At 66.9% G+C, this 11,217-nt stretch carries 10 protein-coding genes; 5 read left to right on the plus strand and 5 right to left on the minus strand.

Annotated features, from left to right (window positions below):
• Positions 1–4 precede the first annotated feature (4 nt).
• The 3 genes from ASD34_RS24775 to aspT (ASD34_RS24785) all read right to left on the minus strand — a co-directional run bounded on the left by ASD34_RS24775 (position 5) and on the right by aspT (ASD34_RS24785) (position 5,167).
• On the minus strand, positions 5–1,669 hold the full coding sequence (locus ASD34_RS24775; protein ID WP_056583417.1) for a bifunctional aspartate transaminase/aspartate 4-decarboxylase: 1,665 nt from the start codon (positions 1,667–1,669) through the stop codon (positions 5–7).
• Positions 1,670–1,716: 47 nt separating this feature from the next.
• On the minus strand, positions 1,717–3,405 hold the full coding sequence (gene aspT / locus ASD34_RS24780) for an aspartate-alanine antiporter (protein WP_056583419.1): 1,689 nt from the start codon (positions 3,403–3,405) through the stop codon (positions 1,717–1,719).
• A 73-nt stretch (positions 3,406–3,478) separates the two neighbouring features.
• Positions 3,479–5,167: an aspartate-alanine antiporter gene (gene aspT / locus ASD34_RS24785; RefSeq protein WP_056583421.1), complete on the minus strand. Its 1,689-nt coding sequence runs from the start codon at positions 5,165–5,167 to the stop codon at positions 3,479–3,481.
• A 398-nt stretch (positions 5,168–5,565) separates the two neighbouring features.
• Here aspT (ASD34_RS24785) and ASD34_RS24790 point away from each other — a divergent pair, with 398 nt between their 5' ends.
• Genes ASD34_RS24790 through ASD34_RS24805 form a run of 4 tightly spaced genes read left to right on the plus strand, consistent with a single transcriptional unit; the run spans position 5,566 to position 9,584 of the window.
• Positions 5,566–6,579, plus strand: a complete 1,014-nt coding sequence (locus ASD34_RS24790; RefSeq protein WP_056583423.1) for a sugar ABC transporter substrate-binding protein — start codon at positions 5,566–5,568, stop codon at positions 6,577–6,579.
• 26 nt (positions 6,580–6,605) lie between these two features.
• Positions 6,606–7,565 (plus strand): ABC transporter permease, encoded by a 960-nt coding sequence (locus ASD34_RS24795; RefSeq protein WP_056583425.1) that lies wholly within the window; start codon positions 6,606–6,608, stop codon positions 7,563–7,565.
• Positions 7,565–8,362 (plus strand): ATP-binding cassette domain-containing protein, encoded by a 798-nt coding sequence (locus ASD34_RS24800; RefSeq protein ID WP_056583427.1) that lies wholly within the window; start codon positions 7,565–7,567, stop codon positions 8,360–8,362. The genes ASD34_RS24795 and ASD34_RS24800 overlap by 1 nt, the downstream gene beginning before the upstream one ends.
• Entirely contained in the window at positions 8,355–9,584 is a 1,230-nt protein-coding gene (locus ASD34_RS24805) for an ROK family transcriptional regulator (RefSeq protein ID WP_056583428.1), read from the plus strand. The genes ASD34_RS24800 and ASD34_RS24805 overlap by 8 nt, the downstream gene beginning before the upstream one ends.
• 13 nt (positions 9,585–9,597) lie before the next feature.
• Here the strand turns inward: ASD34_RS24805 and ASD34_RS24810 are convergent, their stop codons facing one another.
• Positions 9,598–10,053 (minus strand): hypothetical protein, encoded by a 456-nt coding sequence (locus ASD34_RS24810; RefSeq protein WP_056583430.1) that lies wholly within the window; start codon positions 10,051–10,053, stop codon positions 9,598–9,600.
• The gene (locus ASD34_RS24815) at positions 10,038–10,295 is read right to left on the minus strand and encodes a hypothetical protein (protein WP_056583431.1); all 258 of its coding nucleotides are present in this window, start codon (positions 10,293–10,295) and stop codon (positions 10,038–10,040) included. Before ASD34_RS24815 ends, ASD34_RS24810 begins: the two co-directional genes overlap by 16 nt.
• A 208-nt stretch (positions 10,296–10,503) precedes the next feature.
• Between ASD34_RS24815 and ASD34_RS24820 the strand changes: the two genes are divergently transcribed.
• Positions 10,504–11,145, plus strand: coding sequence for a hypothetical protein (locus ASD34_RS24820; RefSeq protein WP_056583433.1), 642 nt, complete (start codon positions 10,504–10,506; stop codon positions 11,143–11,145).
• Positions 11,146–11,217 lie beyond the last annotated feature (72 nt).

The following is an 11,217-nucleotide window of genomic DNA, read 5'->3' on the forward strand; positions in this document are numbered from 1 at the left end:
TCTGCTACGACGGCGTCTGCTGCTTCTTCTTCCCGGTCTTCACGGGTTTGACGACGGCGGTCTTCGTTTTCTCGCCCTTGCCGCTTCCCACCTCCTTCTCGAACATCGCAAAGTACTCCGAAGCCATCTTGCGCAGCGATCGCCCGATGTTCGCGTAGTCGTACTCGTTGAGGTTGGCCAGTGACACGCGCCCCGACGGGTGCTTGCCGCCGAAGCCGCGCCCGGGCAGCAGCACGATGCTGGTTTCCGCGGCGATGCGGAACAGCGCTTCGTTCGGCTGCAGCTTGGTCAGGATCCATTTCCCGAAGCGTTCGCCGTGCATCTGCGTGGCGATGTCCTGCAGGTCGAGCAGGTGGTAGTAGCTCACCGAGTTGGGGTCGGGCGGCAGTGGCAGGCCGAGCTCGCGGTACAGCGCTTCCTTGCGTCGCGAGACGATGTGCTTCATCGACTTCTTGTAGGTCTCGCCCTCGTCCATGAGGCAGAACAGCGAGAACATCACCATCTGAGCCTGCACCGGCGTGGAGAGGCCGGCCGTGTGGTTCAGGGCCACTGTGCGGCTGTCGGCCACGAGGCGGTCGATGAACTTCAGCTTGCGTGGCTCGGTGGTGATGGAGCTGTAGCGCGCGTCGAGTTCCCGGCGCTTGGCCTCGGGCAGGGCGGCGATCTTGCGGTCGAGGATGTTGTCCTCGTGCGTGGCGACCACGCCCATGCGCCAGCCGGTGGCGCCGAAATATTTCGAGAACGAATACACCAGGATCGTGTTCTGCGGGCAGACCGCGAACAGCGACAGGAAGTTGTCGGCAAAGGTGCCGTACACGTCGTCCGTGAGGATGATGAGGTCCGGCCGCTGCTTCACGATGTCGGCGATGTAGCCCAGCACTTCGTCGCTGATCTTCACCGAGGGCGGGTTGCTCGGGTTGCACAGGAAGAAGGCCTTGACCTTCGGGTCGAGCAGCTTCTGCAGCTCTTTCTTCGTGAACTGCCAGTTGTTCTCGGCCGGTGCGTCGATCAGCGCCTCGATGAGTTGGTAGTCGTTCAGGTGCGGGATCTCGATGTAGGGCGTGAAGATCGGCATGCCCAGTGCAATGGTGTCGCCGGGCGACAGCAGGTGGTTCTCGCGCAGGCTGTTGAACAGGTAGGTCATGGCGGCGGTGCCGCCCTCGACCGCGTACATGTCGAACTTGCCAACGAAGGGGTGGGTGCCGACCATTTCCTTGTGGATGTACTGGCCCACGACGATCTCGGTCAGGCGCAGCATGCGGTCGGGCACCGGGTAGTTGCAGCCCAGGATGGCCTCGCACATCTCGTAGATGAAGTCGCCGGCCGACAGGCCCAGTTGATCGCGCACGTACGACACGGCGGCCTCGATGAAGCGCACGCCCGGCTCGCCCGCGTGCGACTTGGCGAAGATCTCGAAGCGCGCTTCGATGCCCTCGCGCTGCGGAAAGCCGCCCACGTCCGGCATGTAGATGTACGAGCGCTCGGCCTCGGCCATGGCGAACAGCCCGAACTGGAAGAAGCCGTGGCGCGGGGTGGTGGCCAGGAAGTTCGGGTTGCCGCGGCCGGCGTTGAGCATGAGCCGGTCACTCTGTCGTGCGACCTGGATCAGCGCATCCTTCAGTTCGAACGGGCTCAGGCCGCCCAGCTTTTTCACGTCGCCGAAATCCATGGAGTACTCCTTGGTTGAAAAAAGAAAGAAGAGAGAAGGCGCGGTGCTCAGACCAGCGCCACGATCAGCGGCCCCAGCAGCGTGAGGAACACGTTCGCCAGTGCGTAGGTGATGGCGAAGGGCACGGTGGGAATGGCGTTCTCGGCCTTGCCCAGCACTTCGCCGAAGGCCGGGTTGGCGCTGCGCGAGCCGCTCAGCGCACCCGCGAAGACGGCCGTGTTCTCGTAGCGCAGCACGTAGCGCCCGAACAGCATCGTGAGGATCATCGGCACGAGCGTGACGACCACGCCGACACCGAAGATGGTCAGGCCCAGTTCCTTGATGGTCTGCACGGCCTGCAGGCCCGACGTGAGGCCGACCACGACCACGAAGCCCGCCAGGCCCAGGTCTTTCAGCAGCTGCACCGCGCTGGGCGGCAGCGCGCCGAAGGTCTGCTTCTTCGCGCGGTACCAGCCGAACAGCAGGCCCGACAGCAGCGCGCCGCCGCCGGCGCCGAGCGTCAGCGGGATGGCGCCGATCTTCACGCTCAGCAGGCCGACCAGCAGGCCCACCACCAGGCCCGCGCCCAGGTACACGAAGTCGGTCTTGGCGCTGGGCACGATCACGTCGCCGACGAGGGACGCGACGCGCTTCACGTCCTGCTCGGCGCCGAAGATCGACACCAGGTCGCCCACCTGCACCACGGTGTCGGGCTTCATCGGCAGCACCTGGCCCATGCGGCTGAGCTGCACCACGAAGATGCCGTGGCGCACGCCGCCCGCGGTGGCCTGGCGGATCTGGTCGACGGTCTTGCCGCCGAAGTCCTTGTTGGTGAGCACGATCTCGCGCTTGTTCAGCGTCAGCTCCATGCCGTCGACCGCGTCGACCTCCTTGCCCAGCAGCGGCGCGCTCGCCACCACGGCATCGCGCCGGCCCACGGTGAGCACGTAGTCGCCCTGGCGCAGCACGAGCGTGGGGCTGACCTCGACGAACTTGCCGTCGCGCTTCACGCGCTCGATGGTGATGGTGGTGGCGGGGTTGGCGTTCTCGATGTCGGCCACCGTGCGCTGCGGATCGCTCGTGAGCTGGTAGATGCGCCCGACCAGCGAGGGCGCGGCTTCTTCCTGGTCGGGGCCGAGCACTTTCACGCCGGCCTGCATCGCGGTCTCGGCCGCGATGGCGTCGTCGCGGATGCTGCGGCCCATGAGCTTGGGCAGGATGTTGACGCACACGATGATCGCGCCGAACGAGCCGAACACGTAGGTCACGGCGTAGCCGATGGCCACGTTGCCCTGCAGTCGCGCGGTCTCGGCCGCGGCGAGGCCGAGCTTGCCGATGGCGTCGCCCGCGGTGCCGATGATGGCGCTCTGCGTGAGGCCGCCGGCCGCCACGCCCGCTGCCAGGCCCTTGTCGAGCCCGAACAGCCTGGCCATGACCACCACCGTGGCCAGGCCCGTGGCCGCCATCACGGCGGCCAGGATGATCTCCTTGATCGACTGCTTGCCCAGCGAGCTGAAGAACTGCGGCCCGCTCTCGAAGCCCACGGCGTAGATGAACAGCGCGAACAGCACGGCCTTCACGCCGCCGTCGATCTGCACGCCGACCTGGCTGACGATCACCGCCACCAGCAGCGAGCCGGCCACGCCGCCGAGCTGGAACTTGCCGAACTTGATCTTGCCGATCCAGTAGCCGACGGCCAGCGAGAGGAAGAGCGCCATCTCGGGCGACTTCTTGAAGAGTTCATGCAGCCATTCCATAGGGGAAGTCCTTTCAGGGCATCAATGGGACGAAGAGGGAAGAGAAGTGCGTGGGGCGTCTCGGGTCGTTGTCTTATTTCGCGTGCGTCACCAGCCCGGCCAGGGCCACGATCAGCGGTCCCATCAGCGGCAGCACGACGTTCGAGATGGCATAGGTGATCGTGTAGCCCAGCAGCGGCGTGGCGTTGCCTGCGGCGTTCTGCACGGCGCTGAGCGCGGGCGTGCTGCACTGCTGGCCGGCGATGGCGCCGAGCAGCACCGGTGCCTCGAGCTTCAACAAGCGGTGGCCGATGAACAGCGAGATGCTGGCCGGCACCACCGCGACGGCGATGCCCACCAGTGGCAGCGCGATGCCGAACTTCTGGACCAGCGCCAGCGCCTGCGGTCCCGAGGCCAGGCCCACGCAGGCGATGAAGGTGGCCAGGCCCAGGTCCTTCATGAGCGCCAGCGCGTCGGCCGGCACGCTCAGGCGGTGCGGGTGCTTCGACTGGTACCAGCCGAAGGCCAGCCCCGTCAGCAGCGCGCCGCCCCCGGTGCCGAGCGAAAACGGAATGCCGCCGAGCTTGGCGCTGAAGCCGCCGATGAACACGCCCAGCAGGATGCCCGCGGCGGCGAAGCTGATGTTGCTGCGCGTGGAGGCGATCACGCGGTCGCCGACCTGCGCGATGGCGCCCGCCACCTCGGGCGCGGGGCCGTAGAGCTGGAGCACGTCGCCGCGCTGCAGCGTGAGGTCGTTCACGAGCGGCATGGCGTGGCCGTCGCGCGCCACGCCCACCACCTGCACGGTGGAGGGCAGCACGGCTTCGAGTTCGCGCAGCCCGCGGCCGAACCATTCGCGGCGGTTGGCGACGACCTCGGTGGTTTCGACCACGGCGTCGAACGCGGCGGTGTCGGCGAACTCGGGGCCCAGCAACTCGCCCACGTTGACGAGCGCGCTGCGCCGCCCGATGGCGAGCACGCGGTCGCCCACGCGCAGGTGCAAGCCGGGCTCGACCGAGAGGCTCTGGCCGCCGCGCACCACGCGCTCGATGCTGGCCTGCCGCCCGAGGATCGACGTCAGTTCGCAAACCGAGCGGCCGCGTCCCACGGTGACGCGGAACACGCGCCCGACCATCTCGGGCGTCGCGCTGGCGGCGGCCGGATCGTCGGCGCCGCCGCCCATGGTCTTCCAGAGCTTGTCGGCTTCGGCGCGCAGGTCGACGCGCAGCAGCAGCGGAAACACCTGGCTCGTGGCCACCACGATGGCGATCAACCCGAACACGTAGGTGATGGAGTAGGCCGTGACGACGTTGGCCTGCAGTTGCGCGATGTCGGCGGGCGAGAGGGCAAGCTTGGAGATCGCGTCGGTCGCCGTGCCCACCACGGCCGATTCGGTGGCCGCGCCCGCCATCAACCCCGCGGCCGTGCCGCGGTCGAGCGACAGCAGCACGGTCGCGCCGAGCACCAGCGCGAGTACCACCACCACTTCGACCACACAGAGCAGGCCCAGCCGCAGGCCCTTGGCATCGAGGTTGGCAAAGAACTGCGGACCGCCCGCGTAGCCGAGCGCAAAGATGAAGAGCATGAAAAACACGTTCTTCACGCTGTCGTCGAGCCGGATGCCGAGTTGGCCGACGACCAGCGCGGCCATGAGCGTGCCGCAGATGCCGCCGAGCTGGACCGGGCCGAAACGGATCTGGCCGACCGCATAGCCAATGCCCAGCACCAGGAACAAGGCGATCTCCGGATTGTTTCGAAGTATTTCCACGAGGTGGTTGAACATCTGCCGAAATTTCTCCGGGTTTATTTGTTCTCTTATTCAGTTGGCCGGCGGCACGGTGCTTTGAACTTTGTTTTTAATTCGCGAGTGGACGATTTTTCTTATTGGCTTTTACGATAAATCAACATTCCCGACAATTGTCAAAATCTGAAATGAGTCGCTGGGAAATAAATTGAGACGCGGCCTTTTGAATTACAAATTTCCTGCGGCAGTGCCATCAAATACCGAGCCAACGGGCGACTTCCCCCCGGGTTTTCGATAACTAAATTCGCTTGATTTAGTCGATCGCCTGCTCGATAGTCCTTCTCGCGTCCGGATGCCTTCCTGCTTGTTTGCGGTGAAGCGCCGGTTTCACAGCAAGCACGGCAACGCCGTGCCCCGCCCCTGAAGGAGACACACCCATGTTCATCAGCCCGCGCTTCGTTCCCGCCCTGGCCACCCTGGCTCTGGCCGCTTCCACCGCCTCCACGGCCCTGGCCGCGGGCGAACCCGTCATCGGCCTCGTCACCAAGACCGAAACCAATCCCTTCTTCGTGAAGATGAAGGAGGGCGCGCAGGAAGAGGCCAGGAAGCTCGGCGCCAAGCTGCTCTCGGGCGCGGGCAAGGCCGACGGCGACAACGCGGGCCAGATCACGGCGATGGAAAACATGATCGCGGCCGGTGCCAAGACCATCCTCATCACGCCCAGCGACGCCAAGGCCATCGTGCCGGCGATCAAGAAGGCGCGCGACAAGGGCGTGCAGGTGATCGCCCTCGACAGCCCGGCCGATCCGCCGGACGCGACCGACGCGCTCTTCGCCACCAACAACTACACGGCCGGCGTGCTCATCGGCGAATACGCCAAGGCCGCGATGGCCGGCAAGACGCCCAAGATCGTCGCGCTCGACCTGCTGCCGGGCCACCCCGTGGGCGCGCAGCGCCACAACGGCTTCATGAAGGGCTTTGGCCTGCCGGCCAACGATGCCAAGTCGAACGAGCTGTCGAAGTCGCCCGAGATCGTCTGCATGGCCGACAGCTTCGGCGACCAGGCCAAGGCGCAGACGGTGATGGAAAACTGCCTGCAGAAGGCGCCCGACGTCAACCTGGTCTACACCATCAACGAGCCCGCCGCGGCCGGTGCCTACAACGCGCTCAAGCGCGCGGGCAAGGAGAAGGGCGTGATGATCGTCTCGGTCGACGGCGGCTGCCAGGGCATCAAGGACACGGCCGCGGGCATCATCGCCGCGACCTCGCAGCAGTACCCGCTGAAGATGGCCGCCATGGGCGTGGCCGCGGGTGTCGAGTTCGCCAAGACCGGCAAGAAGGCCTCCGGCTATGTCGACACCGGCGTGACGCTGATCGCCGGCAAGAGCGTGGCCGGCGTCGAGAGCAAGGACACCAAGACCGGCACCGAGCTGTGCTGGGGCAAGAAGTAATCAGGCAGCCCCAGGGAGGCACATCGATGGCGAAATCTCCGACGCACCACATCCCGTGGGGCGCCCTCGGGCCGTGGCTGGCCCTGCTCGGCGCCTGCATCTTCTTTGCGACGCAGTCCGACCGTTTCCTGACGGGCGGCAACCTGTCGCTGATCCTGCAGCAGGTGATGGTGGTGGGCGTGATCGCCATCGGCCAGACGCTGATCATCCTCACGGCCGGCATCGACCTGTCGTGCGGCATGGTGATGGCGCTGGGCAGCATCGTCATGAGCAAGTTCGCGACCGAGCTCGGGATGCCGGTGCCGCTGGCCATCCTGTGCGGCGTCGGTGTGACGACGCTGTTCGGTTTGCTCAACGGCCTGCTGGTCACGCGCATCAAGCTGCCGCCGTTCATCGTGACGCTGGGCACGCTGAACATCGCGTTCGCGATCACGCAGCTGTACTCGTCGTCGCAGACCATCACCGACCTGCCCAGCGGCCTCACCGGGCTGGGCACCACCTTCACCATCGGCAGTGCCGAGGTGGCGTGGGGCTCGGTGCTCATGCTGGCGCTGTATGCGCTCGCCTGGTTCGTGCTGCGCGAGACGGCGGCCGGCCGGCATGTCTACGCGATCGGCAACAACGCCGAGGCCACGCGGCTGGTGGGCATTCCCACGCAACGCGTGCTGCTCGCGGTGTACGTGGCGGCGGGCGTGTTCTACGGCATCGCCTCGCTGCTGTCGGTGGCGCGCACCGGCGTGGGCGACCCGAACGCGGGCCAGACCGAGAACCTCGACGCCATCACGGCCGTGGTGCTCGGCGGTACCAGCCTGTTCGGCGGACGCGGCATCGTGCTGGGTTCGCTCATCGGCGTGCTCATCGTGGGCGTGTTCCGCAACGGGCTCACGCTGATGGGCGTGTCGTCGATCTACCAGGTGCTGGTGACGGGCGTGCTCGTGATCCTGGCGGTGGCGGCCGATCAACTCTCGCGCAAGGGAGCCCGCTGATGAACACCGTGGCCAACCCCAAGATCGTGATGCAGGCCAAGGGCCTGGTGAAGCGCTACGGCCAGGTCACCGCACTCGACGGCGTCGACTTCGAACTGCGCGAAGGCGAGATCCTCGCCGTGATCGGCGACAACGGCGCGGGCAAGTCCTCGCTCATCAAGGCGTTGTCGGGCGCCATCGTGCCCGACGAAGGCCAGATCCTGCTCGACGGTGCGCCGGTGCATTTCCGCAACCCGCTGGACGCGCGCCGCGCAGGCATCGAGACGGTCTATCAAGACCTTGCCGTGGCGCCCGCGATGACCATCTACGAGAACCTCTTCCTCGGCCGCGAGCTGCGCCGCCCCGGCTTCCTGGGCAACGTACTGCGCATGCTCGACAAGAAGAAGATGCTGCTCGAAAGCACGGCGCGCATGCAGGATTTGAAGGTCGGCATCCAGTCGATGACGCAGGCCGTCGAAACGCTCTCGGGCGGCCAGCGCCAGTGCGTGGCGGTGGCGCGCAGCGCGGCCTTCGCGCGGCACGTGGTCATCATGGACGAACCCACCGCCGCGCTCGGCGTGAAAGAAGGCAACATGGTGCTCGAGCTGATCCGCCGCGTGCGCGAGCGCGGCCTGCCCGTGGTGCTCATCAGCCACAACATGCCGCACGTGTTCGAGGTCGCCGACCGCATCCACGTCGCACGTCTCGGTCGGCGCGCCGCCGTGCTCAACCCGAAGAAGATCAGCATGAGCGACACCGTGGCCGTGATGACAGGCGCCATGACCGCCGACCAGTTGCCCGCGGAGGCGCATGCCTGACACCGACGCCGACATCGTTGAACACCCCTCGGTCCTGCTGCGCCCGCGCGGCTCCAACCAGGTGGGCATGCGCCAGTTCAACGAGCGCGTGGTGCTGCAGGCGCTGCGCGTGCACGCCAGCCTGCCCAAGGCCGACCTCGCGCGGCTCACGGGCCTGAGCGCGCAGACCATCGGCCTCATCACCGCGCGGCTGGAGGACGACGGCCTCATCGTCAAGCAAAGCCGCGTGCGCGGGCGCATCGGCCAGCCCTCGGTGCCGCTGGCGCTCAACCCCGACGGCGCCTTCGCCATCGGCGTCAAGCTCGGGCGGCGCGGGGCCGAGTGGCTGCTCATCGACTTCACGGCGCAGGTGCGCGAGCACCACGCGATCCGCTACGAGTTCCCCGATGCCGAGGCGCTGCTGCCGGTGATCGCCGAGCACATCCACCGGCTGCGCGACGGGCTCGGGCCGCTCGCTGCACGCAACGTCGGCGCAGGGTTGGCAGCGCCGTTCCAGCTCGGCGGCTGGCACCGCACGCTGGGGCTGTCGAAGGCGCAGTCGGACGAGTGGAACCAGATGGACCTGCTGGCCGAGGTGCGCGCGCGCACCGATGTGCCCGTGGGTTTCGCGCGCGACACCGTCGCCGCCTGCGTGGCCGAACTGGTGACCGGGCGCGGCCACGACCTCAAGAGCTTTCTCTACATCTTCGTCGACACTTTCGTGGGCGGCGGGCTGGTCATCAACTCGCACCTGCATACCGGCGCGCACGGCAACGCGGGCGCGCTGGCGTCGATTCCGATGCGCACGGCGAACCCGTCCGAAGGCGTGTCGACGCAGGTGGTGGCCGAAGCCTCTCTGTGGGAGCTGGAGCAACGCCTGCGCGCCGAAGGCCTGGACGCCACCGCCGCCTACGACGACCGCGCGCTCCAAGCGCCGTTCGCCGCCGCCACGCAGGCCTGGCTCGCCAGCGCATCGCGCGCGCTGGCGCATGCCATCGTCAGCAGCACGGCCGTGCTCGACCTGGCCGACGTGGTGATGGACGGTTCGATGTCCCGCGCGCTGCTCGACGCGCTGCTCGTGCAGACCCGCGCCGCCCTCGCACAGTGCAACTGGGAAGGCCTGTGGTCACCGCGGCTGCACGGCGGCAGGGCAGGGGTGCAGGCGTGCGCGCTGGGCGGGGCGATGCTGCCGCTGCACGCCAACTTCGCGCCGGACCATGATGTGTTTTTGAAGGCGGGGTGAGCCACTCAAGGGCTTACAGGCTCGCGGCGGCGTGCACGTCGCGCGACAGGCGCAGCGTCGTCGCATGTGCGCCTGCGGGGCAGGGGCCGTCGGAGTAGGCCGCATTGCCCTCGGGCATGACGCACTTGTGCACCTTGACGACAGTCGCCGCAGCCTTCGCGGCGGGCGCAGGGGGCGCGATCAACGGGGGCTCGAAGTTCGTGTTCGTCAGCGTGACAGGTGCCGAGGATGCGCTTGGCGTTGAATCCGGCAAATTCGTTTCGCGAGCGGCCGATCTGTCGGGCTCGGGCTGGCCCGCAGCGACTGCGGTGGTCAAGAGCGCGGCGCGTGCTGCGCTCTCATCCACCAGGTCTTTCAAGGTCGCATAGAAGAGCGACATCGCCACCAGCGCCACGCCCAGGCAAGGCGCCCAGTACTTGCGAGCGTCGGTTGCGGGCGAGCGGGCCCGGGAGGTCAGCGACGCGGCCATGCCAGGCCTCCGTTCTGCAGCACGCCCGCCAGCTTGGCGATACCGCCGGTGCCGCTCGCCGCCCGGCCGATCAGTGCGCCGCCGGCGGCGCCCGCGACCATCCGCATCAGGAACGACCGGCTGCGGCCCGCGGCCAGCAAGAGCAGCACGCCGGCACCGAGCACCACGAGGTGTTCGCCGGGGTAGTCGGCGCGTGCGGCATCCACTTGCTTGATCTTGTCGATCGTCTGTTCCAGGTCCATGGCTGAAGCTCCTTGTCGTGTTCAGCCGTTCTACCGGTGGGCGCCCGGCGCCGCTGTAGGCCGGCGCCATGCGCCTTGACGGAATCCGCCGCAAAAACGCCGTGGAGAAAGCCGCATCGCACGGGACGCGGGGCGCTCTCGATAATGCAGATTCGCTTGCAGAGAACCCACACCACGGCAAAACGCCAGAGAAGTTGAGAACCGCGACATGAGTGCAGCAGATTTTCTTTTTGCCCCCGAGGTGCAGAAGCTCTTGATGGTCGCCTATGCGGCGCCCCAGGAATCCTTGTCTTCCAGCGAGCTGTCCAGGCGCTCGAAGCTCGATCTGGCCGATGCGGTGCGCACGCTGGAGCACCTCGTCGGCAGTGGGATCTTCCAGCGCCACAAGCCGAAGGCCGAGGAGGCCGAGACCTTCTCGATCGACCGCGCGTTCATCTTCCACGACGAGCTGCGCAACATCGCGCTCAAGTCGTTCGCAGCGGCCGAGCCGGTGCGAACGATGCTGCGCGGCAAGTTCAAGGATTCGGTCGTGCGCGCCTTCGTGCTCGCAGAGGACGAGGACGGCACGCTGGAACTGCTGGTCGTGCACGGCCAGTCGATTCCCGATGAAGCCACCCTGGCAGCCGCCTGCAAGAAGCTCTCGAAGAACATCCACCGTCACCTGAAGGTGCACGTCATCTCGAACGCGAGATTCAACAGCCTCACGCCGCGCGATGGGCTCATGCCGAAGCCCGCGGCGCTTGAAATCATCAAGGTGGGGGAGACGAAGGCGCAGTTGCCGGTCGAAAGGGTCGGGCTCCTGCAGAGCGCGAAGAAGAAACTGGCGACGCTGTCGCGATCGTCGGCCTGAGTGCCTAGCTGTGAAGCTTCAATAGGTTGTTGCGGGTGTTCACCCGGAGTGGTTTTGAGAGACTGGGAATCG

It is taken from the genome of Variovorax sp. Root473, from assembly GCF_001426505.1.
GTDB lineage: Bacteria > Pseudomonadota > Gammaproteobacteria > Burkholderiales > Burkholderiaceae_C > Variovorax.